Below are 21219 nucleotides of genomic sequence, written 5' to 3'. Positions count from 1 at the left end.
TGGCGGCGTCGAGGTTGCGTGCAGCGCGGCGGTGGGGCGGCCGCGGTGTGGTTGGCGGGCGGCACGGGCGGCGGCGTGCAAGGATCGCCGGACGGTGCGACCGGCGGGTCGCCGGGACGCGGAGGTACGGATGCCTGAGGCACTGCTCTGGGCGGTGGCGATCCTGCTGGCCGTGGCCGCCGGCTGGGCGTGGAACAGTTGGCGGCACCGGGTGGCCAACCGCCGTCCGGGCCCCCGGCCGGGTCGGGGCGGCACCGGTGGCCGTCGTTCCACCCCGCCGCGGCCCCGTGGCGCCGAACGGCCGTCCACCAAACGCCGCTCGCGCGACACCGACCGGCACGGCGACGCCCCGGCGCCCGGCGAGATCTGGTGGGCCGACGTGCCGTACGCCGACGGCAGCGGGTCGAAGGTGCGCCCGTGCCTGGTGCTGCGCGCCGACTCCCGGGGCGCCGACGTCCTGAAGATCACCAGCCAGGACAAGAGCGACCGGGACGACCACGTGCGGATCCCCACCCGGGACTGGGACCCGGGCGCGGAGCACGACAGCTACCTCAGCCTCACCGAGCCGATCCGACTCAGCTCGGCCGCCTTCGCCGACCACGCCGGCCGCTGCGACGCCGACCTGTGGCGAAAAGTCCGCAGCCTGCGCCACCTCCCCACCTCCTGACCACCCTCGACCATCCCGCGGACCACCCGAGCCGAGCCGGGCCGGGCCGGATCAGTCCCAGGCCGCGCTGAGCGTGGCCAGCTGGTCCGCGTACTCGATGCGGGTGGCCCATTCGCGCGGCCAGGCGGTCATGCCGACGGCCGCGCCCACGAACGCGCCGGCCAGGGCGGCGATCGAGTCGGAGTCGCCGGCGGTGGTCGCGCCTCGGGCCAGCGCCGCGACCGGGTCGTCGGCGTGCCGTACGGCGCAGAGCAGCGCGGTGGCCAGCGCCTCCTCGGCCACCCAGCCCTCCCCGGTGGCCTGACACGGGTCACCACCGTCGTCCGGTTGCGCCAGGGTGTTGGTCAGTCGGCCCAGCACCGCCAGACACTCGTCCCAGCCCTGGGCGATGAACTCCTGCGGAGAACCGGAACCGGCGCGCTGCCAGAGGTCGCCCAGCCACCGCTCGCGGTAGACCAGGCGCTGGGACAGTGCCCGCTCGGTGAGCAGCGCGGGAAGGTCGGGCAGCGAAGCGCCCGCGCGCAGCGCGAAGACCGCGTACGCGGTGAGTTCGCTGGCGGCCAGCCCGGTCGGGTGGCCGTGGGTCAGCCCGGCCTGCAACTGGGCCAACCCGGCGAGCGTGTCGAGGTCCACGTCGAGCAACCCGACCGGGGTGACCCGCATGTTCGCCCCGCAGCCCTTCGAGCCGACCACCGTCGCCTCCTGCCAGCGCACCCCACGGCTCAGCTCGGCGCAGGCGCGCAGGCAGGTCATGCCCGGGGCACGGTTGTTGTCCGGGCTGACCGCCCAGGCCAGGAAGCGTCGCCGCAGCAGTGGCTCCACCGCCTCCGGCGTGAACGACGGCGCCTCGTGCAGCGCCCAACCCACCGCCAGCGCCATCTGGGTGTCGTCGGTGACCAGTGCCGGCTCGCCGGTCAGCTCGCGCGGACCGGCCGGGCCGTACCGGCGCTCGATCTCGGCGACGGTCAGGAACTCGGTCGGCTTGCCCAGCGCGTCACCGTAGGCGAGGCCGAAGAGCGAGCCGGAGGCGCGAAGCGCAGATGTGGGGATCACGGCGGCCATGATGCCCGGCCGCCGCAACCCACGGCTCAGTCCCAGCAGAGGCAGAACGGGTGGCCGGCCGGATCGGCGTAGACCCGGAAGCCCTCGCCCTCACCTGGCAGCCGCCGAGCACCCAGCGCGAGCGCCGCCTTCTCGGCGGCCTCGATGTCGTCCACCGTCACGTCGAGGTGGAACTGCTGTGGGCGCTCCGGATCCGGCCAGGCCGGTGGGCGCAGGTTGAGCGCCTGTTGGAAGGCGAGGCGCGGCTGGTGACCGGGTGGGCCGCCCAGCACCACCCAGTCGTCATCGGAGTCGCCCTCGGCGAGCGGTACGCCGAGCAGCTCGGCGTAGAACGCCGCCAACGCCCGCGGATCCGGGCAGTCGATCACCACTGAACGCAGCTGTCCAATCATGACCGTCATCCTGCCCACCGGGTACGACAGGAAACCTCAGTCCTCGGCGAGGCGCCGGCCGGCGTCCCGGCAGGCGGCGAGCACCGCCCGCGCGTACTCCGGGGTGGCGTCGGCGAGGCCGCAGGCCGGGGTGAGCACCACCTGCTCGGCGAGTTGGCGACGAGGGAAGCCGAGGCGGTCCCAGACCTGGCGTACCCGGTCGGCGATCTGCGCGGAGGTCGGCGCGCCACCGGCCGACGGCGGCCGGGTCGGCGCGGCCCCGGCCAGCAACCCGAGGCCGGCGTCGATCGCCTCGCCCAGCGGGTCGAGCTTGGTGACCAGGTCCAGGTCGAGGGCGACCGCGACGGCGCCGGTGGAGCGGATCAGCTCCAGCGGCACGTCCGGGGCGCAGCAGTGCACCAGCGTCGGCACCCCGACCGCCTCGACGACGGTGCGCAGCAGGGCGGCGGCGTCCACCGACTCGACCGCCCGGTACGCGCCCAGACCGCTCTCGGTCGGCACCCGCCCGGCCAGCACGGTCGGCAGTGACGGCTCGTCCAGTTGCAGCAGCACCGATGCCTGGGGCAGCCGGCGGGCGACCGCCGCGACGTGCGCGCGCAGCCCTTCGGCGAGGGAGCCGGTCAGGTCGCGGACCGCGCCGGGATCGCGCAGCAGTCGGCCACCGATCGGCAACTCCAGGGAGGCGGCCAGCGTGAGCGGGCCGGCGGCCTGCACCTTGATCGGCCCGGCGTACCCCTCGGCCTGCTCGGCGAGCTGGTCCAGGTCGCGTTCCATCAGGTCACGGGCCCGGCGCAGGTCGCGGCCCGGGCGTGGGGCGACCCGCCACCGCCCCGCGTACACCTCGACCGGCAGCTCGACGAGCAGCCCGGCGGACCGGCCGATCATGTCCGCTCCGGGGCCACGGGCCGGCAACTCGGGCAGGTGGGGCAGCTCGGGAAGCTCACCGAGGACCACCCGCTGAGCCTCGCCGATGTCGGTGCCGGGCAGCGAACCAATTCCGGTTGCCGCGCCGGCCGGCCAGGGCCACGCCTGATCTGTCACTGGCGAAGGCTATCCCGCGAACACCCGGGCCGTGCGGTCAGCCGGTGATGGTCGCGGAGCCGAGGACCACGTCGCCGGCCGGGTCCGGTCGGTACGCCACCACTGCCTGGCCGGCGGCGACGCCGCGAACCGGTCGGCGCAACTCGGCGTGCAGCCGGTCACCGTCGAGCGCGACGGTCGCCGGCACCACGTCGCCGTGCGCGCGCAACTGCACCTCGCACTCGACCGGGGCGTCCGGACGGGCGCCGCCGGTCCAGACGGGACGTACGGCGTGCACGTCGGACACGTCCAGGGCCTCGGCCGGGCCGACCGTCACCGTGTTGGTCTTCGGCGTGATGGAGAGCACGTAGCGTGGCCGGCCGTCCGGGGCGGGCCGGTCCAGGTGCAGCCCGCGACGCTGCCCCACCGTGTACGCGTACGCGCCGCTGTGACTGCCGACGACCGCGCCGGTGGAGGCGTCCACCACGTCGCCGGGCGCCTCACCGAGCCGGCCGGCCAGGAAGCCGCGGGTGTCCCCGTCGGCGATGAAGCAGATGTCGTGTGAGTCCGGCTTGTCGGCCACGGCCAGGCCACGCTCGGCGGCCTCGGCGCGGACCTGCGCCTTGGTCGAGTCACCGAGCGGGAAGATCGACCGGTCGAGCTGCTCGCGGGTGAGCACGGCGAGCACGTACGACTGGTCCTTGGCCAGGTCGACACTGCGCCGCAGCAGCCCGTCCGCGCCGAGGCGGGCGTGGTGCCCGGTCACCACCGCGTCGAAGCCCAGGGCCACCGCCCGGTCCAGCACCGCGGCGAACTTGATCTTCTCGTTGCAACGCAGGCAGGGGTTCGGCGTACGGCCGGCGGCGTACTCGGCGACGAAGTCGTCGACCACGTCCTCGTGGAAGCGGTCGGCCATGTCCCACACGTAGAACGGGATGCCGATCACGTCGGCCGCCCGGCGGGCGTCCCGGGAATCCTCCAGGGTGCAGCAGCCCCGCGCCCCGGTCCGATAGGTCTGTGGGTTACGGGCGAGCGCCAGGTGCACACCGGTCACATCGTGTCCGGCAGCCACCGCCCGCGCCGCCGCCACGGCCGAGTCAACCCCACCCGACATCGCCGCCAGAACCCTCACCGGCCCACTCCCTTCCCCGTCCCCCACGACAACCCTATCCACCAGCCCCGAAAACCCGCGGAGCCCGCACACCCACCCCCGCGATCTTGCAGTTTCTGCGGCGACATATGCCGCGGAAGGCCGCGAACCGTCAACCGAAACTGCAAGATCGCGGGGACGGAAGGGCGGTCAGCGGGGGGTGCGGAGGGCGGCGGCTCGGCGGGCCCGGTCGACCGCCGCCGGGAGGGCCGCGATGAGGGCGTCGATGTCGGCCTGGGTGCTGGTGTGGCCCAGGGTGAAGCGCAGCGAGGAGCGGGCGCGGTCGTCGTCGGCGCCCATCGCCAGCAGCACGTGCGAGGGCTGGGCCACCCCGGCCGAGCAGGCGGAGCCGGTCGAGCAGGCGATCCCCTGCGCGTCGAGCAGGAGCAGCAGCGCGTCGCCCTCGCAGCCGGGGAAGGAGAAGTGCGCGTTGCCGGGCAGCCGATCGGTCGGGTCACCGTTGTAGACCACCTCGGGCACCGCCTGGCGGACCCGCTCGATCAGGTCGTCGCGGAGCGCCGCCACCCGGGCCGCGTACTCCTGCTGGCCCTTAACGGCCGTCTCCACGGCGACAGCGAAGGCGACGATGCCGGCGGTGTCGAGGGTGCCGGAGCGGATGTCGCGTTCCTGGCCGCCGCCGTGCAGCAGCGGCGTGGCCGGCACGTCCCGGGCGAGCAGCAGCGCGCCCACCCCGGTCGGGCCGCCCAACTTGTGCCCGGTGACGGTCAGCGCGGCCACCCCGCTGGCGCCGAAGTCGACGGGCACCTGACCGACCGCCTGGATGGCGTCGGTGTGGAAGGGCACACCGTGTTCGGCGGCGACGGCGGCCAGCTCGGCCACCGGCTGGACGGTGCCCACCTCGTTGTTCGCCCACATCGCGGTGACCACGGCCACCTCGTCGGCGTGCGCGGCCAACTCCGCGCGCAGGGTCTGCGGGTCGAGCCGACCGACGGCGTCCACCGGCAGCCAGCCGACCTCGGCGCCCTCGTGCTGGGCCAGCCAGTCGACCGCGTCCAGCACCGCGTGGTGCTCGACGGCGCTGGAGACCACCCGGCGGCGGTCGGGCCGGGCTGCTCGCCGGGCCCAGAAGACGCCCTTGACCGCGAGGTTGTCGCTCTCCGTGCCACCACCGGTGAAGATCACCTCAGAGGGCCGGGCGCCCAGCACCGCGGCCACCCGTTCGCGTGACTCTTCGACCCTGCGGCGGGCACGGCGGCCCGCCGCGTGCAGGGAGGACGCGTTGCCGACCTCGCGGGCGGTAGCGACGTACGCCTCCAGTGCCTCATCGAGCATGGGAGTGGTCGCCGCGTGATCCAGGTAAGCCATCGCCGTTCAGCGTACGGCCGACACCTTGGGGACCGGATGCCGGAGGGGACCGCACGCAAAGGCCGGGGTGGAACTCCACCCCGGCCCGATGCGCGCGGGCCCGGTCAGGCAGGCACCGCGGTGACGACGATGTTGTCGCGGTACTTGCGCGCCTTGGCGTCGAACGGCCCACCACAGGTGATCAGGGTCAGCCGCGGCTTGCCGTCGCGGGCGAAGTACCGGTCCAGCGGGATCTTGGTCTTGGCGTACTCCTCCCGGGCGACGACCCGGTAGCGCCGCGTCTCACCGTCGCTGCCGGTCGCTGTCAACGTGTCGCCCTGGTCCAGCTCACGCAGCCGGAAGAACGCCCCCTTACCCTGTTTGGCGCTGTCCACGTGACCGGCGATGACCACCGAGCCGGTCTCCGTCTCCAGGCCGGGGCCGTAGCGGTACCAGCCGATCTGGTCGACGCTCGGCGGCACCTCGAACTCGTTGGTCCGCTCGTTGATGCCGACCGCGTTGACGGTGGCGGTGACGCCGATCTCCGGGATCAGCAGCCGCACCGGCGGGACGATCTTCGGACCGGCGGGCAGTTCACCCGTGGTCACCGGCACCGACGGGGCACTGGCGGCGGTCGGTGCGGGGCTGGCCAGCGTGCTCGCCTCCTCGGCCCCCACCGTCCCGGCCGGCTGGTTGGCGCACGCCACCAGAGCGGCGGCGGTGAGCGCGGCAACGCCGGCGGCCAGGGCCGCCAGCGCGCCGCGATTGCGCACCGTCACTTGCGGCCGGTCCGCGCGGTCGCCATCCGCACCCCACCACCAAGCAGCAGGAGTACGCCGGCACCGGTGAGCACGTACCACCAGGTGTCCACGCCCGTGCCGGCCTGGCCGCCGTCACCGCTGGGCACGCCGCCCGGGGCGGAGTGCAGGCCGGTGATGGTCTGGGCCACCACGTCGAGGGTCTTGCCCTCGGCGGAGCCGATCGCGTAGACGATCGTGGCGGTGCCCTCCTTGAGGTTGAGGTCCGCCGGGCCGATGGCCACGGTGTCGGTGCCGGCCAGCACCACGTCCGCCTTCACCTCGCCAGCGTCGACGTCGCCCTTGGCCTCGTTCGGGTTGGTGAGGTCCTCGAAGACCGGGGTGCCACCGGCGCGGACGTCGACCGCCGGGGCGGCGGCGGTGTGCCGGACGATCAGCCGGGCCTTGCCGGCGTCGACCTTCGAGACGTCGTTCACGAACGGAGTGATCTTCGGCTGGCCGGCGGCGTCGAGGTGGGCCGCGATGCTGATGTTTGCACCGCCGGGCACCGCGGCGTTGTCGACAGTCAGGATCGCGCTGCCGATCGGCTCGCCCGGCTTGGTGAGCGCGATGTCGTAGTCGCCCTCCTCGAGGTTCAGCGGGCCGGCGACGTCGCCGGGCTTGAAGTTGTCCAGCGTCTTCTTGCCGTTGACGTAGACGTCGACCGGGGTGTCCGGGATGCCGTGCACGACGGAGACCTTCGACGTGGCGGCGTACGCGGGGCCGGCGGTGAGGGCGCCCACACCGGCGAAGGCCAGCGCGGCGACCGCGCCGCCCGCGGCGACCCGACGGAAGTACGAGAACTGCATGTCTGCCTCCTGATATTTGGTGCTGATTCGTCAGGCCTGGCTTGCAGAACGGGTTACGCCGGCTGTCGGACGGGTGGATGCGCCCCGGAGGCACTTTTCTTTTCCGGCCCGGACCGCATCCGGAACGGGGTCGGGGAACGAAGAGCTGGTGAGATGACATCGACCGGGGAAGTGGGGCGGGGACTGTGGCAGCTACAGTCGGGCATGCCCCATCGAAGGCGAGCCGCCCGATGACGGCGCTACGACAGGAACCGGACCCTCCGGTGGACGACCTCGACCGCAGGTTCCGCGCCGGTGACGACGTGGCGCTCCGCGAGGCGTACGACCGCTACGGTCGTGCCGTGCTCCACCTGGCCACGTCCATGCTGGCGAACCGCAGCGACGCCGAGGACGTCACCCAGGCGACGTTCGTCGCCGCCTGGTTGGGTCGCGACACGTTCGACCCGGCCAAGGGGTCGCTGATCGGTTGGTTGCTCGGCATCGGCCGGCGGAAGGTGATCGACCGGATGCGCGCCTCGGCCCGGGAGACCCGGGTGGTGGAGACGGTCCGACAACTGCCCGAGCCGGCGCAGACCCAGCCGGATCCGGACCGCGTGGTGGACCGGTTGGTGATCGCCGACGAGCTGGCTCGTCTCCCGGACGACCAGCGGCGGATGCTGGAGCTGGCCTTCTACGACGACCTGACACACCAGCAGATAGCCACGGTGACGGGCGTGCCGTTGGGCACCGTGAAGAGTCACATCCGACGCGGCATGGCGAGCTTGAAGCGCAGATGGGAGGTGGACGGTGCAGCACCTGGACCACGACCGGCTGGTATTTCTGGCACTCGGTGAGAGCGAGGCGGACGACAGGGAGAGCACCCACCTCGGCACCTGCGCGCTCTGCCGTGCGGAGGTCGCGAGCCTTCAGCAGGTGGCGGGGCTCGGCACCGAGACGCAGGGCCTGGCCGACCTGCCCGACCCGCCGGAGCACGTCTGGCAGGGCATCGAAGCCCAGGTCAGGGCGGCGGAGGCCGGGCCGTTGCTGACCGAGACCCGTCGGCACCGGGTGCCCGGGCAGGCCGACATCACGACGGCCGAGCAGGCCTTCGGCGCGGCGGCCGAGTCGACGGTGACCCGACTGGACCCGGCGCGGCGATCCCGTCGGGGTCGCGGCTGGTCCGGTTGGGTGGCCACCGCGGTGACCGCGGCCGCCGCCGCGGCGGTCGGCGTGGTGGGCACCGTCTCGGTGCTCCGACCGGACGATCCGACGCCCACCCCCACGCCGGCGGTGGTGGCGAGCGCGCCGCTGGCGGCGTACGGGGCGACCCCGCCGACGGCCAAGGGTGACGCCCGGGTCTTGAAGAACGGCCAACTACATCTGCATGTGGCGAATCTCCCGAGCGTCACGGGGTACTACGAGGTCTGGCTCATCAATCCGACGACGATGGAGATGTTCTCGGTCGGCACCCTGGGTGGCGGCTCGGACGCGCTGCTACCCCTGCCCCCGAATGTCGACCTCAAGAGCTACTCGGTGGTCGACGTCTCCGCCGAGCGGTACGACAACAACACCCGCCACTCCGGCGACAGCCTGCTGAGGGGCTCCCTGACGGGCTGATCGGCGGGCCGGCTCAGCTCCCCGGCTCGCCGATCAGCTCCCATACGGCAGTGGCCGCCCGTTCGCACGGGCGGCCACTGGCGTATCGCTGGCTTACTTGCGCTTGCGGATCTCCTCGGCGGCCTGCGGGACGATCTTGAACAGGTCGCCCACCACCCCGAAGTCGGCCAGCTCGAAGATCGGCGCCTCGCCGTCCTTGTTGACCGCGACGATGGTCTTCGAGGTCTGCATGCCGGCCCGGTGCTGGATGGCACCGGAGATGCCGAGGGCGACGTAGAGCTGCGGGGAGACCGTCTTACCGGTCTGGCCCACCTGGAACTGGTGCGGGTAGAAGCCGGAGTCGACGGCCGCGCGGGACGCGCCGACGGCGCCGCCGAGCAGGTCGGCCAGCTCCTCGACCAGCTTGAAGTTGTCGGCGTTGCCGACGCCCCGACCGCCGGAGACGACCACGCCGGCCTCGGTCAGCTCGGGGCGGGAGCCCTTCTGCTCGGCGACCCGCTCGACGACAGTGGCCAGCTTGTCGGTGTCGGTGACCGACACGCTGAGCTGCTCGATCGCCGGGGTGGCCGCCGCCGGGGCGGGGGTGACCGAGTTGGGCCGGACGGTGACCAACGGCAGGCCCCTGGTGACCTTGGACTTGACGATGGTGGAGCCGGCGAAGGCGACCTGGGTCGCGGTGCCGTCGGCGTCCAGGCCGACCACGTCGGTCAGGATGCCGTTGTCGAGCTTGACGGCGAGCCGGGCGGCGATCTCCTTGCCCTCCTGGGCCGACGCCAGCAGCACGGCGGCCGGCTGCACCCGCTTGACCAACTCGGCCAGCACTGTCGCCTTGGGGGCCACCAGGTAGCCGTCGATCTCGTCACCCTCGGCGGCGTAGATCTTCTCCGCGCCGTACTCGCCCAGCTTGCCGCTCAGCGCCTCGGCGGCGCCGGCGCCGCCCAGCACCACCGCGCTCGGGGTGCCCAGCTCACGCGCGAGGGTGAGCATTTCCAGGGTGACCTTCTTGACGCCGAATTCCTTGGTGGCTTCGACGACGACGAGAACCTCGGACATGTCAGACCCCCCTCTCACACGAACTTCTCGGTGGCGAGGAACTCGACCAGCTTGACGCCGCCCTCGCCCTCATCAGTGATCTTGGCGCCGCCGGAGCGCGGGGGGCGCTTGGTGTGCTCGACGACGGCGCTGGTGGCGCCGTCGAAGCCCACCTCGTCGGCCGCGACCCCGAGCTCGGCCAGCGAGAGCGTCTGCACCGGCTTCTTCTTGGCGGCCATGATGCCCTTGAAGGAGGGGTAGCGCGGCTCGTTGATGGTGTCCCAGACGGAGACCACGGCCGGGGTGGAGGCGGTGACCACCTCGTAGCCCTCCTCGGTCTGCCGCTCGACGGTCAGCGTCGCGCCGTCGACGGTGAGCTTGCGGGCACCGGTGAGCGCCGCGACGCCCAGCCGCTCGGCGATCATGTGCGGCATGACCTGGACCCGACCGTCGGTGGACTCGGCACCGCAGATGACCAGGTCGGCATTGAGCTGACCGAGAGCGGCGGCGAGCACCTTCGAGGTGGCGACGGCGCACGAGCCGTGCAGGGCGTCGTCCAGCACGTGCACGGCCTTGTCCGGGCCCATGGAGAGCGCCTTGCGGATCGACTCGGTCGCCCGGTCCGGACCCATGGTCAGGATGGTGACCTCGCCGCCGTGCGCCTCCTTGATCTTCAGCGCCTCCTCGATGGCGTACTCGTCCATCTCGTTGATCACGTTGTTCGCCGAACCGCGGTCGACGGTGTTGTCGTCATTGCGCAGGTTGCGGTCCGCGCCCGAATCAGGCACCTGCTTGACGAGTACGACGATGTTCATCGCGCTTCGACGACCCTCCTGTGTGGTGTTGCGATTCGCTCGCCCGGTCTGGGGCGCAGCGTCGCGCGTCGGTCGACGCCAGGTCAACCGCGGGCGGTTGTGCAGTTGCCCACGGCGCAATGTTACCTGCCAGTAGGTTGTGCTCCCGCAGCACTCAGAGTGACACAGCTCACCGACGCGCAGATGGTCAGGCCGGCTCGGCCAGGGCGACCCGGATCTGGTCGATGGCCGCCGCCTCGGCGGGCGCCACCCCGTCGTGCGCCCGGGCCACCTGGTCCGCGGCGGCCAACACCAGTTCGCGGTACGCGTCCACGTCCCGTGGGGACTTCTCCCGCAGGATCCGCACCGCCTGCCCCAACGCCGGCAGCACCACCGACTCGATCTCCAGCTGCGAGTCCCGGGGAAGTCGCGGCAGCGGGCCGGTGGTCAACGCCTCCTTGACCGTGCCACTGGCGTCGGCCAGCGCGCCGGACGCGGCGATGCTCTCCCGGATCACCCCCAGGACACCGGGGTCGGCGTTGGAGACCAGGAAGACGGCGCCGAAGGCACCGGTCTTGAGGGTCAGCCGCTCCTCGTCCGTCAACCGCTGCTCCATGATCACGGAGTGTAGACGTACGGGGTGGTGGTGGTGACCGCGACGAGGCCGAGCCGCTGCAGGATGGGCCGGCTGTCCTCGGAACAGTCGACCTGCATGAGCGTCCGACCGCGCTGCTCGGCCAGTCGCGCCCGGTAGTTGACCAACGCCCGGTAGATGCCCCGGCGCCGCCACTGCGGCAGGGTCGAGCCGCCCCACAGGGTGGCGAAGCCGGTGTTCGCCGGGAACCGCACCCAGCCGGCACTCACCACAGTCTCGTCCGCCTCGGCCACCACGATGGTGATCGAGTTTGGGTCGGCGTCGATCTCCTTGGCCAGGCCCCACACGAGGTGCGAGCGGTCCTCCCGCCAGACCTCCTCCTCCATGGCGGCGATCCGCTCCAGGTCCTCCCGGGAGGTCACCTCACGCAGGCGTACCCCCTCGGGGACGACCGGCAGCGCGGCGGCCAGCGGCGCGACCGGGCCGACCACGACGGTCTCCCGGTCCTCCGGTACGAAGCCGGCCGCGCGCAGCCGGTCCGCCAGGTCCGCCGGTTCGTCGTGCTCGTTGAGCTTCCACTCCGCCGACTCGCTCCGCTCACGGCACAACCGCACCTGCCGGGCGATCAGCTCGTCCAGCGCGTCGCCGGTCAACCCGCCCAGGTCGCGGTACGTGATGAACCCACCGGAGTCGAGCCCGGTGATCCGCACCAGCGGCCCGTCCCGCTCCACAGTCACGCCGGCCGGAACCGGGTCGGGGATCTCCGGGCGGAGTTGGTTGTCGTAGGCGGTCCGCAGCGTCAGGATGTCGAGATCAGTCACCGGCCCAGGCTAAGCGGGATGGGAAGCGGATAATCTCCCACTGTGTGGGAGGCGATCAAGCGGTGGTTCGACCCGGCGGAACTGGGCTCGGTTGGTGAAACACCTGACTACCGCTTCTCCCTGGCCAACGAACGGACCTTCCTCGCCTGGCTGCGCACCGGGTTGGCGCTGGTCGGAGGCGGGTTGGCCGCCGCGCAGTTCCTGCCGCCCCTGCCGATGAGCCACCTGCGGGAGGTGATCGCGGTGGCGTTGCTGCTGCTCGGCGCGGCGGTCGCGATCCGCGCTGTGGACCACTGGGCGCGTACCGAGCGGGCCATCCGGCTCGGTCAGGAACTGCCCGCGTCCCGGTTCCCCGCCATCCTGGCGCTCGCCGTCGGCGTCGGCGCGTTGCTGCTGGTGGCCGCCGTCCTGATGCGGGCGGTCGGCGGGCGGTGAGCACCGGACGCGACCCGGGGCTGCAACCGGAGCGGACCCGGCTGGCCTGGCGGCGCACCCTGCTCACGGTGACCGTGGTGACAGTGCTCGCCGTCCGGCTGGCGTCGACCGGCGAGCCGACCGGTGCGTTGATCGCCGGCGGCACCGTTCTGGTGTGGGGCGCCCTGCTGGTGCTCTGCTGGCCCCGGGGCACCGGCACCGGTCCGGCCCGCACCGGCGGCCGGACACTGCCCCTGGTCACGGCGGGCACCGTGGTGCTGGCGTTACTGGGAGTGCTGCTGGTCCTGCGCGGACTAGGGTGACGCGATCCGGTGCGTCATCATGGGTGCATGGCCCGGCTTGGCGTACTCCTCTTCCTGGTGCAGATTGTCCTCGCCGTCTGCGCGCTGATCAGCTGCCTCTCCGCCGAGGAGGGCAAGATCCGCGCCCTTCCCCGGATCGCCTGGGTGCTGATCATCTTGTTCTTCCCGCTGGTCGGCTCGATCGCCTGGTTCATCGTCGGCCGCGAGCCCACCCCCGGCGCCCGCAAGGGCTGGCCGGGCGGCACCGGCGGCGCAGAACGGCAGCGCCCTCGGCCGGTGGCCCCCGACGACGACCCGGAGTTCCTGCGCTCGGTCGAGGAACGCGCCCAGCAGCAGGACCAGGAGCTGTTCCAACGCTGGGAGGAAGACCTGCGGCGACGCGAGGACGACCTGCGCCGCCGCGACGGTGAGCCGCCGCGCGAGGGTGACCGACCGGAGGTGTGAGCAGGCCGCCGCCGCCGGCGCGGGAGCGACGGCGGCGGCGGGTGCGACTCAGGCCAGGTTCGACGACCGGGGGTACGCGTCGGTCGGGTCGGTGAGCACGTTCACCAGGTACGGCACTCCCGAGTCGAACGCCCGCTGGAGTGCCGGGCCCAGGTCGGCCGCCTTGGCGACCGTCTCCCCCGCCCCGCCGAGCGCGCTGACCACGGTGTCGTACCGCAGCTCCGGCTGGAGGTCGGCGGCCACGTCGTAGCCGTACATGGCCCGCATCGGGTGCTTCTCCAGCCCCCAGATGCCGTTGTTGCCGACGACGATCACCACCGGCAGCTTCTGGCGGACCAGCGACTCGACGTCCATCAGCGAGAAGCCGGCCGCGCCGTCGCCCATCAGCACGCAGATCTGCCGGTCCGGGTGACTGACCCGGGCCCCCATCGCGTAGCCCATCCCGGTGCCCAGGCAGCCGTACGGGCCCGGGTCCAGCCACGTGCCGGGCTGGGCCGGCTCCAGGTACCGCCCGGCGTACGACACGAAGTCGCCGCCGTCGCCGATGGTGATCGCGTCCGGGGCGAGCGCCCGACGCAGCTCGCCGTAGATCCGGGCCGGACGGATCGGGTCGGTCTCGGCGGCCATCTCCGCGGCGTCCCGAGCCTTCGCCGCGTCCTCGGCGACGCGCAGGTCGGCGATCCAGTCGGCGTGGTCGGCCCGGTCACCGGAGTGGTCGGCCAGCGCGGACAGGATCAGGCGCAGGTCACCGGCGGGGGCGACGGCCGGCTGCACGTGCGTCGCCCGCTGGCTGGGGGCGTCGACGATGTGCACCACCTTGGCGTCGCCGAAGTCACCGAAGCTGAGCCGGAAGTCCAGCGGGGTGCCCACCACCACGACCACGTCGGCGCCGGAGAGCGCGGCCCGGCGGGCCTTGGCGAACGCCAGCGGGTGTTCCGGCGGGAGCGAGCCGCGACCCATGCCGTTGGTGAAGACCGGCACCTGCAACGCCTCGGCCGCCTCGCGCAGCGCGGCGACCGCGTCGCCCGCGTACACGTCGGAGCCGGCGATGATGACCGGCCGCTGCGCCCCGGCGATGAGCATCGCCGCGCGGCCGACCTCCTCCGGGTCCGGCGCGATCGGGTCGACACCAGTCACGGTCGGCAGCTCGGCCTCCGCGACCGAGAAGACCGTCTCCAGCGGAAAGTCGAGGAAGGCCGGGCCGCGGTGCGGGGTGAGCGCGGCGTTCAGCGCCGCACCCACCGCACGCGGGATGTCGTCGGTGCTGAACACCGTCTCGGCGTGCTTGGTGACCGGAGCGACCAGCGGCAGGTGGTCCATCTCCTGGAGGCTGCCCGAGCCCCAGCGGAACGCTGGCGCGCGCCCGCCGAGCACCAGCACCGGCGAGGCATTGAAGAACGCGCTGGTCATGCCGGAGATGCCGTTGGTGACACCGGGCCCGGCGGTGAGCACGGCGAGGCCAGGACGGCGCTGGAGCTTGGCCACCGCCTCGGCGGCGAAGACCGCGGACTGCTCGTGCCGGACGTCGTAGATCGGGAAGTCGGTCTTGTACGCGGCGTCGTAGAGCGGGAAGACATGCCCACCGGACAGCGTGAACATCTCCCGTACGCCGTGCGCGCGTAGTGCCGCGAGCGCCAACTCGCCGCCGTGACCCTCGATCCGCTCCGTCATGTCGCTCCCATCGTCCGTGGCCGGGATCACAGGTTACCGGCCAGTCACTTGGCCCTGCGACCGCGGCCCCGGCCAGTGGACGTGGCCGACCTCAGGGGCCGTCGGGCCGGGAAGCGACGGATCAGCGGCCGGTGAAGCCCGGCTTGCGCTTCTCGACGAAGGCCGCCATGCCCTCGCGCCGGTCGTCGGTGGCAAACAGGGCCGCGAAGAGCTGACTCTCCCAGGCCAGGCCCGAGTTCAGGTCCATGTCCAGGCCGCCGTCGACCGCCAGCTTCGCCGCGCGCAGCGCCTGCACCGGCCCGGTCAGGTACGGAGTGATCAACGCGACGGCGGTGTCGTACACCTCCGCGGCCGGGGCGACCCGGTCGGCCAGACCGATGCGCAGCGCCTCCTGCGCGTCGACCATCCGCCCCGACATGATCAGGTCCTTTGCGCGGGCCGGGCCGACCAGCCGGGCCAGCCGCTGGGTGCCGCCCGCACCCGGGATGATGCCCAGCTTGATCTCCGGCTGGCCGAGCTTGGCGTCCTCGGCGACCACCCGCCAGTCACAGGCCAACGCCAGCTCACAGCCGCCACCCAGGGCGTACCCGGTGATCGCGGCGACCACCGGCTTGGGGATCCGGGCGATCGCGCCGAGCGCGCTGGACAGGTTCGCCGCCCGGTCGGCCATGTCCACGTAGGACATCTCGGCCATCTGCTTGATGTCGGCGCCGGCGGCGAAGACCTTCTCCCCGCCGTACACGATGACGGCGCGGACCTCGGGATCGGCGGTGGCCGCCGTGGCGGCGGCGCGCAACTCCTCCTGCACCTGGGTGTTGAGCGCGTTCATCGGCGGCCGCTCCAGCCGGATCGTGCCGATGCCGTCAGTGGTCTCCAGCCGAACGAACTCGCCCACGCTGCCCTCACTTCCTCGTCGAAGTCGCGTGCCAACCTTACGACCCGGCTCGTTTGGGTAAGTAGTGTGGTGTCAGCCCCGTGGGCGGGAGTCCAGCCATGATCACGTATTACGACGACAGGTCGGTGCAGGTCACCTCCAGCACCGTCCGTATCGACGGTCGCAGCTACAAGCTGGCCGACATCACCATGATCTGGCACCGCCGGGGCACCCGTTCCTGGCGCGTGCTGGTGGGGCGGGGCGCGATCGGCGCCGCGCTCGCCGGCCCGCTGGTCGCGGCGGTGCTCGGCATCGGCGTGGCCGTCTGGCTGCACCGCTCACCCACCGTGACGATCGCGATCGTCGGCGCGTCGGTGCTGGTCGGGTTGGCCGTCGGACCGGTCGCCGACTTCCTCTTCGAACACCTGGACCGCTCGTACGCCCGGGGCAGCCGCCAACTGGAGATCTGGGCCCGTTGGCGGGGCCAGCCGGTGCGGCTGCTGCGCACCGGTGACGCGCTGCGCTTCGGGCAGATCTACCGGGCGGTGCAGCGCGCGGTAGAGCACAGCCAGCCGGCCCACCCCGTCACGCGCCGCTAGCCAGCCTGGTTCCGCTTCACGTCCCGACCTGACCGGGGCCGGTGGTCACCGGTGGGACCTGCGCAGCGACCCCGCTCGCCAGCCGGGCGCAGCGGGCGCGGGCCCATCCGGCGCGGAGCTGGCCCATCCGGCGCAGCCGGCGCGGAGCTGGCCCATCCGGCGCAGCCGGCGCGGCGCTGGCCCATCCGGCGCAGCCGGCGCGGCGCTGGCCCATCCGGCGCAGCCGGCGCGGCGCTGGCCCATTCGGTGCAGCCTGCGCGGCGCGGGCGCGGGCGGCGCAGCCAGCACGGGCCCGGGCGACGCAGCAGGCGGAGGCGCAGCGGCCGCAGCGGCCGCGGCCACAGCGTTCCTGCAGTGCCTATGGAGCTGATGTCGCAAACGAATCGGACCCGGGCCTGCGATTCCGCAAGGCCGCGATGTGACGCGACGACGCGACGACGCGACGACCCGTGATGTCGCAGACGATTCAGCTCCAAAGGACCGCCGCAACGTCACCTCCACCCGCCGGACCGCCTCCGTCGAGCCCTCTGCGCAGAACGGCCGATCCTTCTGCGAGGAAGGCCAGGCGCCACGCTCCGAGCGAGGCGAGGGTTGCCTGACGGTGGTTAGGCTTAGTGATGACCCTCTATTACCGGGACGACGCGGTGCAGGTGACCTCCGAGTCGATCCGGGCGGGCGGTCACGTGATCGCCCTGTCCGACGTCACGTTCGTCTGGCACGACCGGGGGCAGAAAACCCTCGCGGTCCGGGGCCGTGTGCTGGGGCGCGGTGTCCTGGTCCTGCTGCTCTCGCTGCCGCCGCTGGTCGCGGTGGTCTGCGTGCTGTCGCTGGCCTGGTCGGCTCAGGACCGGGGCAACTGGCAGCTCGCGCTGATCATCCTCGCCGCCTGCGCGGTGGGGGCGCTGGCGTTGATGCCGTTCCTGGAAATCCCGTTGGGGTGGCTGGACCGCTCCTACGAGCGCGGCAACCATGTGCACGAGTTGTGGGTGCAGCACCACGGTCGGGAGGATCTGCTGGTGCGCACCCCGGACGCGCTACGGTTCGGGCAGATCTACCGGGCCGTGCAACGCGCCGTCGAACAGCAGGGAGACCATCGATGACCACCCGCCGCGGCGAGGCCGTCGCGCTGGCCGGCCTGCTCGCGGCGGCCGGCGTCACCCACCTGCTGCGACCCGGCGTGTACGACCCGATCGTGCCAGGCGCGCTGCCCGGGCCGGCCCGCTTCTGGACGTACGCCAGCGGGGTGGCCGAACTGGCGGTTGCGGCGGCCGTGGCGCACCCGACCACCCGGCGGGCCGGCGGCCGGGCCGCGGCCGCACTCTTCGTCGCCGTCCTGCCGGCGAACGTGAAGATGGCCGTGGACTGGCGGCACCGACGCCCGACGAAGCGGGCCATCGCGTACGGTCGGGTGCCGTTGCAGGTGCCGCTGATCTGGTGGGCGCTGCGGGTGGCCAGCGCCGACACCGCCCGTCGACGGCCCCGCTGACCGGCTCCGCCGGGCGGTTGTGGCACGGCCGACGCACACTTGATCCCATGGCGATTCCCCTCCCCACCCCGACCGCGGTGGTCGGCCTGACCCGCTCCGCTCTCGACCAGGCGCTCGGCTCGGCCGCCTCGATGGCCGCCGTGCCCGCCCGCGCGTTCGCGGTGCTGGACGGGGTGGAGGCGCTGCTGGCCCGGATCAACGGCGTGGTCGACCGGATCGAGACGACCCTGGACCGGACCGACCAGGTGCTCACCGACGCGGAGGCGGCGGTCCGCGAGGTGGCCGTCATCAGCGCCGCCGCGACCACCGCCATCGACACGGCCACCGAGGTGGCCACCGCCGCCGCCGTGGTGGTCACCGAGGCCGAGCGGGTCTCCCGGGCGGCGGGCACGGTGATCGCCGCGGCCGAGCGTGTGGCGACCCGCGCCGCCACCACCGTGGGTACCGCGACGGAGGCCGCCGCGACGGCGGCTGAGCTGCTGGCCGCGTACGAGCCGGCGCTGCGCCGGGCCGCGCCGATGGCCGGGCGGTTCGTCGAGGAGCTGAGTCACGAGGAGATCAGCGCGGCGATCCACTTGATCGACGAGCTGCCCAAGCTCAAGGAACACCTGACGGCGGACATCCTGCCGATTCTGGCCACACTGGACCGGGTCGGGCCGGACCTGCACGACCTGCTGGACGTGACTCGCGACCTCAAGCTCGCCGTGGCCGGCATCCCCGGGCTGGGCATGCTGCGCCGACGCGGCGAGAAGCTCGCCGACGAACCCGTCGGCTGAGCCCCCGCAGGCCTGCGTCCCGGCTCAGCAGTCGCAGGTGATCGTCGTGGTGGGCGCGGTCAGGTCGTCGACCGGTCGTCGGGTCACCCCGGCCTCCGTCACCACCGGCAGCCCCTCGCGCGCCCAGTACTCGAAACCGCCGAGCATCTCCTTCACCGGGTGACCGAGCCGGGCGAACTCCAGCGCCGCCCGGGTCGCGCCGTTGCAGCCCGGACCCCAGCAGTAGGTCACCACCGCCGAGCCCGGCGGGATCAGGTCCGCCGCCCGGGTCGCGATCTCGGCGGTGGGCAGGTGCACCGCGCCGGGGAGGTGCCCCTGCGCCCAGGCAGCCGCGCCCCGGGAGTCGACGACCACCAGAGCCGGGGTACGGGCCGACAGGTCGGCGTGCACGTCACTGACGTCGGTCTCGACGCTGAGCCGATTGCGGAAGTAGGCGGCGGCGGTGGCCGGATCGGCCGGCGGAACGGCGAAGGAGAAGGTCATGCACCGATCCTCGGCACGATGCCACCTCGGGACGAGTGGCGGGAACGACGTCCTGCGCTAACATCCCGCCATGCCGATATCGGCCACGACAGTCGGCCCGCGCCCGCTGCCAGCGCCCCGACGACCGGCAGCCGCGCACCGGGTCGCCGTCCTCGCGTACCCGGGGATGTCGGTGTTCGAGACCGGCATCGTCACCGAGGTGTTCGGGCTGGCCCGGCCGGAGTTCGACGTCGACTGGTACGACCTGGTGCTCTGCGCCGAGCAACCGGGACCGGTGCCGGTGGTCGGCGGGGCCAGCCTGCACACCCCGTACGGTCTGGCCGAGCTGGCCACGGCGCGGACGGTGATCGTGCCCGGCGTGCCGGACGTGACCGCGGACCCGTCACCCGAGCTGATCACCGCGCTGCGCCGGGCGCACCGGCGCGGTGCCCGGATCATGTCGATCTGCTCGGGCGCGTTCGCACTGGCGGGGGCGGGGTTGCTGGACGGTCGGCGGGCCACTACCCACTGGCGGTACGCGGAACTGCTGGCGCGGCGGTACCCGCGGGTCGAGGTGGACGCGGACGTGCTCTACCTCGATGACGGTGACCTGCTCACCAGTGCTGGCAGCGCGGCCGGGCTGGACCTCTGCGTGCACGTGATCCGGCTCGACCATGGCGCGGCGATCGCCAACGCGGTCGCTCGACGGCTGGTGATCCCGCCGCACCGCGACGGCGGGCAGGCCCAGTTCGTCGAGGCGCCGGTACCCGCCGACCCGGACGACGACCGGATCGCGGGCAGCATCGACTGGGCGCTCTCCCATCTCGCCGAGCCGCTGAGCGTGGCCCGGCTCGCCGGGCGGGCGCACATGTCGTCCCGCACCTACCTGCGGCACTTCGCCCGGGCCACCGGGACCAGCCCGATCCGTTGGCTGATCGACCAGCGGATCCGCGCCAGTCTGGCCCTGCTGGAGGAGACCGACGCCCCGGTCGAGCAGGTTGCGCGCGCGGTGGGCTTCGACACGCCGGTGACCTATCGGCACCACTTCGGTCGGGTGATGCTGACCTCACCGTCGGCGTACCGCCGGGCCTTCCGCACGGGTGGGGGCCAGCGGGCGTAACCCGCCGACGCGCGCAGGCCGGCTCAGCGCGGAACGCGCTCAGGCCGGCTCAGCGCGGAACGCGCTCAGGCCGGCTCAGCGCGGAACGCGCTCAGGCCGGCACGTACAGCTCGTCGATCTCGGCGCGTTGCGGTAGCGCCACCGAGGCGCCGAGCTTGCGGACGCAGGCAGCGCCGGCCGCCGACGCCCAGCGCACCGCGTCGACCAGGTCGCGCCCCTCGCCCCAGCCGACGGCCAGTGCGGCGGTGAACGCGTCACCGGCGGCGGTGGAGTCGACCACGTCGACAGGTACCGCCGGCACGTGCACCTCGGTGCCGTCCCGGTCGACGTACCAGGCGCCCTCACCGCCGAGAGTGAGCACGGCCCGGGGGGTCAGGTCGAGCAGTGCGCGCGGCTCCTCCCGACCCCGGCCGGCGAGCGCCTGCGCCTCGCCCTCGTTGACGACCAGCAGGTCCACGGCGGCGAGCAGCTCGGGTGGGAGGTCCCGCGCCGGGGCGGCGTTCAGGATGACCCTCGTGCCGGCCTCGCGGGCGGCCACCGCGGCGGCCGTCACGGTCTGCACCGGGATCTCCAGTTGGGCGACCAGGACGTCCGCCGCGCGCACCGTGGTCAGCTCCTCCTCGGTGAGGCCGACCAGGGCGTCGTTCGCGCCGGGGGTGACCACGATGGCGTTCTCCCCCTGGGCGTTGACCATCACCAGCGCCACTCCGGAGGCGCCGTAGACCACGCGAAGCTGACTGGTGTCCACGCCGGCCGCGGTGATGCGGGCCTTGAGGGTGACGCCGAAGGCATCCGAGCCGATCGCGCCGAGGAACGCGCAGGAGGCGCCGGCCCGGACGGCGGCCACGGCCTGGTTGGCGCCCTTGCCGCCGGGCACCATCACGAAGTCGGTGCCGAGCATGGTCTCGCCCTGTCGCGGCAGCGCGGGTGCCATCGCGACCAGGTCCATGTTGGCGCTGCCCACCACGGCAACCCGGGTCTGCGGCACGGCCGTCTCCGCCTGTCCGGCG

General features: G+C 73.0%; 26 protein-coding genes. 11 read left to right on the top strand and 15 right to left on the bottom strand.

Features of this window, described 5'->3' with window-relative positions:
- Positions 1 to 130: 130 nt before the first annotated feature.
- Positions 131 to 667 carry a type II toxin-antitoxin system PemK/MazF family toxin gene (locus ABTW72_RS26580; RefSeq protein ID WP_350862964.1) on the top strand — a complete coding sequence of 179 codons (537 nt, stop codon included), beginning with the start codon at positions 131 to 133 and terminating at the stop codon, positions 665 to 667.
- Between the two features lie 51 nt (positions 668 to 718).
- On the opposite strand, the gene ABTW72_RS26575 is transcribed toward ABTW72_RS26580, so the two are convergent.
- From ABTW72_RS26575 to ABTW72_RS26545, 7 genes are all read right to left on the bottom strand, one after another.
- Positions 719 to 1729, bottom strand: a complete 1011-nt coding sequence (locus tag ABTW72_RS26575; protein WP_350862962.1) for an ADP-ribosylglycohydrolase family protein — start codon at positions 1727 to 1729, stop codon at positions 719 to 721.
- 26 nt (positions 1730 to 1755) lie between these two features.
- Positions 1756 to 2121: a VOC family protein gene (locus ABTW72_RS26570; protein ID WP_181539234.1), complete on the bottom strand. Its 366-nt coding sequence runs from the start codon at positions 2119 to 2121 to the stop codon at positions 1756 to 1758.
- A 36-nt stretch (positions 2122 to 2157) separates the two neighbouring features.
- Positions 2158 to 3162, bottom strand: coding sequence for a methionine synthase (locus ABTW72_RS26565; RefSeq protein ID WP_350862959.1), 1005 nt, complete (start codon positions 3160 to 3162; stop codon positions 2158 to 2160).
- Positions 3163 to 3199: 37 nt separating this feature from the next.
- Complete coding sequence (mnmA, locus tag ABTW72_RS26560) at positions 3200 to 4273, bottom strand: tRNA 2-thiouridine(34) synthase MnmA (RefSeq protein WP_181545405.1); 1074 nt, start codon at positions 4271 to 4273, stop codon at positions 3200 to 3202.
- 168 nt (positions 4274 to 4441) lie between these two features.
- Positions 4442 to 5617: a cysteine desulfurase family protein gene (locus tag ABTW72_RS26555; RefSeq protein WP_350862955.1), complete on the bottom strand. Its 1176-nt coding sequence runs from the start codon at positions 5615 to 5617 to the stop codon at positions 4442 to 4444.
- Positions 5618 to 5721: 104 nt separating this feature from the next.
- Entirely contained in the window at positions 5722 to 6375 is a 654-nt protein-coding gene (locus tag ABTW72_RS26550; RefSeq protein ID WP_350862952.1) for a class F sortase, read from the bottom strand.
- Positions 6372 to 7202: a DUF4397 domain-containing protein gene (locus ABTW72_RS26545; RefSeq protein ID WP_112678747.1), complete on the bottom strand. Its 831-nt coding sequence runs from the start codon at positions 7200 to 7202 to the stop codon at positions 6372 to 6374. The genes ABTW72_RS26550 and ABTW72_RS26545 overlap by 4 nt, the downstream gene beginning before the upstream one ends.
- Positions 7203 to 7432: 230 nt before the next feature.
- Here ABTW72_RS26545 and ABTW72_RS26540 point away from each other — a divergent pair, with 230 nt between their 5' ends.
- The gene (locus tag ABTW72_RS26540) at positions 7433 to 8035 is read left to right on the top strand and encodes an RNA polymerase sigma factor (RefSeq protein WP_112582098.1); all 603 of its coding nucleotides are present in this window, start codon (positions 7433 to 7435) and stop codon (positions 8033 to 8035) included.
- Positions 7989 to 8798 (top strand): anti-sigma factor, encoded by an 810-nt coding sequence (locus tag ABTW72_RS26535; RefSeq protein WP_350862950.1) that lies wholly within the window; start codon positions 7989 to 7991, stop codon positions 8796 to 8798. The genes ABTW72_RS26540 and ABTW72_RS26535 overlap by 47 nt, the downstream gene beginning before the upstream one ends.
- A 93-nt stretch (positions 8799 to 8891) precedes the next feature.
- Here ABTW72_RS26535 and ABTW72_RS26530 read toward each other — a convergent pair whose 3' ends face one another.
- The 4 genes from ABTW72_RS26530 to ABTW72_RS26515 form a co-directional block, all read right to left on the bottom strand.
- Entirely contained in the window at positions 8892 to 9851 is a 960-nt protein-coding gene (locus ABTW72_RS26530; RefSeq protein WP_238670975.1) for an electron transfer flavoprotein subunit alpha/FixB family protein, read from the bottom strand.
- A gap of 14 nt (positions 9852 to 9865) precedes the next feature.
- Complete coding sequence (locus ABTW72_RS26525) at positions 9866 to 10645, bottom strand: electron transfer flavoprotein subunit beta/FixA family protein (protein WP_350862947.1); 780 nt, start codon at positions 10643 to 10645, stop codon at positions 9866 to 9868.
- A gap of 187 nt (positions 10646 to 10832) precedes the next feature.
- Positions 10833 to 11246 (bottom strand): hypothetical protein, encoded by a 414-nt coding sequence (locus tag ABTW72_RS26520; RefSeq protein ID WP_210781064.1) that lies wholly within the window; start codon positions 11244 to 11246, stop codon positions 10833 to 10835.
- Positions 11243 to 12040: a GNAT family N-acetyltransferase gene (locus ABTW72_RS26515; RefSeq protein ID WP_350862944.1), complete on the bottom strand. Its 798-nt coding sequence runs from the start codon at positions 12038 to 12040 to the stop codon at positions 11243 to 11245. Before ABTW72_RS26515 ends, ABTW72_RS26520 begins: the two co-directional genes overlap by 4 nt.
- 42 nt (positions 12041 to 12082) lie before the next feature.
- On the opposite strand from ABTW72_RS26515, the gene ABTW72_RS26510 reads away from it, so the two are divergent.
- From ABTW72_RS26510 to ABTW72_RS26500, 3 genes are read left to right on the top strand one after another with little or no spacing between them, the layout of a single operon-like run.
- Positions 12083 to 12475: a YidH family protein gene (locus ABTW72_RS26510; RefSeq protein WP_350862941.1), complete on the top strand. Its 393-nt coding sequence runs from the start codon at positions 12083 to 12085 to the stop codon at positions 12473 to 12475.
- Positions 12472 to 12777 carry a DUF202 domain-containing protein gene (locus tag ABTW72_RS26505; protein WP_350862938.1) on the top strand — a complete coding sequence of 102 codons (306 nt, stop codon included), beginning with the start codon at positions 12472 to 12474 and terminating at the stop codon, positions 12775 to 12777. Before ABTW72_RS26510 ends, ABTW72_RS26505 begins: the two co-directional genes overlap by 4 nt.
- A gap of 27 nt (positions 12778 to 12804) precedes the next feature.
- Complete coding sequence (locus tag ABTW72_RS26500; RefSeq protein WP_350862935.1) at positions 12805 to 13221, top strand: PLD nuclease N-terminal domain-containing protein; 417 nt, start codon at positions 12805 to 12807, stop codon at positions 13219 to 13221.
- 48 nt (positions 13222 to 13269) lie between these two features.
- On the opposite strand, the gene ABTW72_RS26495 is transcribed toward ABTW72_RS26500, so the two are convergent.
- Complete coding sequence (locus tag ABTW72_RS26495; RefSeq protein WP_266303490.1) at positions 13270 to 14892, bottom strand: acetolactate synthase; 1623 nt, start codon at positions 14890 to 14892, stop codon at positions 13270 to 13272.
- Between the two features lie 121 nt (positions 14893 to 15013).
- Complete coding sequence (locus tag ABTW72_RS26490; protein ID WP_112604422.1) at positions 15014 to 15787, bottom strand: enoyl-CoA hydratase/isomerase family protein; 774 nt, start codon at positions 15785 to 15787, stop codon at positions 15014 to 15016.
- 98 nt (positions 15788 to 15885) lie between these two features.
- Between ABTW72_RS26490 and ABTW72_RS26485 the strand changes: the two genes are divergently transcribed.
- The 4 genes from ABTW72_RS26485 (at position 15886) to ABTW72_RS26470 (ending at position 18627) form a co-directional block, all read left to right on the top strand.
- A complete protein-coding gene (locus tag ABTW72_RS26485) occupies positions 15886 to 16365 on the top strand; it encodes a DUF6232 family protein (RefSeq protein ID WP_350862930.1) in 480 nt (159 codons plus the stop codon).
- A 617-nt stretch (positions 16366 to 16982) separates the two neighbouring features.
- Positions 16983 to 17465, top strand: a complete 483-nt coding sequence (locus ABTW72_RS26480; RefSeq protein ID WP_091393319.1) for a DUF6232 family protein — start codon at positions 16983 to 16985, stop codon at positions 17463 to 17465.
- Positions 17462 to 17851: a DoxX-related protein gene (locus tag ABTW72_RS26475; protein ID WP_350862927.1), complete on the top strand. Its 390-nt coding sequence runs from the start codon at positions 17462 to 17464 to the stop codon at positions 17849 to 17851. The genes ABTW72_RS26480 and ABTW72_RS26475 overlap by 4 nt, the downstream gene beginning before the upstream one ends.
- 47 nt (positions 17852 to 17898) lie before the next feature.
- Entirely contained in the window at positions 17899 to 18627 is a 729-nt protein-coding gene (locus ABTW72_RS26470) for a hypothetical protein (protein WP_350862924.1), read from the top strand.
- 24 nt (positions 18628 to 18651) lie between these two features.
- Here the strand turns inward: ABTW72_RS26470 and ABTW72_RS26465 are convergent, their stop codons facing one another.
- Positions 18652 to 19110 carry a rhodanese-like domain-containing protein gene (locus tag ABTW72_RS26465; RefSeq protein WP_350862921.1) on the bottom strand — a complete coding sequence of 153 codons (459 nt, stop codon included), beginning with the start codon at positions 19108 to 19110 and terminating at the stop codon, positions 18652 to 18654.
- Between the two features lie 70 nt (positions 19111 to 19180).
- On the opposite strand from ABTW72_RS26465, the gene ftrA reads away from it, so the two are divergent.
- Complete coding sequence (gene ftrA / locus ABTW72_RS26460; RefSeq protein ID WP_350862918.1) at positions 19181 to 20209, top strand: transcriptional regulator FtrA; 1029 nt, start codon at positions 19181 to 19183, stop codon at positions 20207 to 20209.
- Between the two features lie 91 nt (positions 20210 to 20300).
- Here the strand turns inward: ftrA and ABTW72_RS26455 are convergent, their stop codons facing one another.
- Positions 20301 to 21197, bottom strand: a complete 897-nt coding sequence (locus ABTW72_RS26455) for a ribokinase (protein ID WP_266303494.1) — start codon at positions 21195 to 21197, stop codon at positions 20301 to 20303.
- Positions 21198 to 21219 lie beyond the last annotated feature (22 nt).

Source organism: Micromonospora sp. NPDC127501, from assembly GCF_040302185.1.
Classification (GTDB): Bacteria; Actinomycetota; Actinomycetes; order Mycobacteriales; family Micromonosporaceae; genus Micromonospora.
This window is presented reverse-complemented; position numbering and strand designations above follow the sequence as displayed.

Coding starts and splice junctions, on each gene's coding strand:
- ABTW72_RS26470 (WP_350862924.1), top strand. CDS start 17,899: ATGGCGATTCCCCTCCCCACCCCGACCGCGGTGGTCGGCCTGACCCGC.
- ABTW72_RS26480 (WP_091393319.1), top strand. CDS start 16,983: ATGACCCTCTATTACCGGGACGACGCGGTGCAGGTGACCTCCGAGTCG.
- ABTW72_RS26530 (WP_238670975.1), bottom strand. CDS start 9,851: ATGTCCGAGGTTCTCGTCGTCGTCGAAGCCACCAAGGAATTCGGCGTC.
- ABTW72_RS26575 (WP_350862962.1), bottom strand. CDS start 1,729: ATGGCCGCCGTGATCCCCACATCTGCGCTTCGCGCCTCCGGCTCGCTC.
- ABTW72_RS26525 (WP_350862947.1), bottom strand. CDS start 10,645: ATGAACATCGTCGTACTCGTCAAGCAGGTGCCTGATTCGGGCGCGGAC.
- ABTW72_RS26465 (WP_350862921.1), bottom strand. CDS start 19,110: ATGACCTTCTCCTTCGCCGTTCCGCCGGCCGATCCGGCCACCGCCGCC.
- ABTW72_RS26570 (WP_181539234.1), bottom strand. CDS start 2,121: ATGATTGGACAGCTGCGTTCAGTGGTGATCGACTGCCCGGATCCGCGG.
- ABTW72_RS26475 (WP_350862927.1), top strand. CDS start 17,462: ATGACCACCCGCCGCGGCGAGGCCGTCGCGCTGGCCGGCCTGCTCGCG.
- ABTW72_RS26540 (WP_112582098.1), top strand. CDS start 7,433: ATGACGGCGCTACGACAGGAACCGGACCCTCCGGTGGACGACCTCGAC.
- ABTW72_RS26495 (WP_266303490.1), bottom strand. CDS start 14,892: ATGACGGAGCGGATCGAGGGTCACGGCGGCGAGTTGGCGCTCGCGGCA.
- ABTW72_RS26555 (WP_350862955.1), bottom strand. CDS start 5,617: ATGGCTTACCTGGATCACGCGGCGACCACTCCCATGCTCGATGAGGCA.
- ABTW72_RS26485 (WP_350862930.1), top strand. CDS start 15,886: ATGATCACGTATTACGACGACAGGTCGGTGCAGGTCACCTCCAGCACC.
- ABTW72_RS26580 (WP_350862964.1), top strand. CDS start 131: ATGCCTGAGGCACTGCTCTGGGCGGTGGCGATCCTGCTGGCCGTGGCC.
- ftrA (WP_350862918.1), top strand. CDS start 19,181: ATGCCGATATCGGCCACGACAGTCGGCCCGCGCCCGCTGCCAGCGCCC.
- ABTW72_RS26545 (WP_112678747.1), bottom strand. CDS start 7,202: ATGCAGTTCTCGTACTTCCGTCGGGTCGCCGCGGGCGGCGCGGTCGCC.
- ABTW72_RS26500 (WP_350862935.1), top strand. CDS start 12,805: ATGGCCCGGCTTGGCGTACTCCTCTTCCTGGTGCAGATTGTCCTCGCC.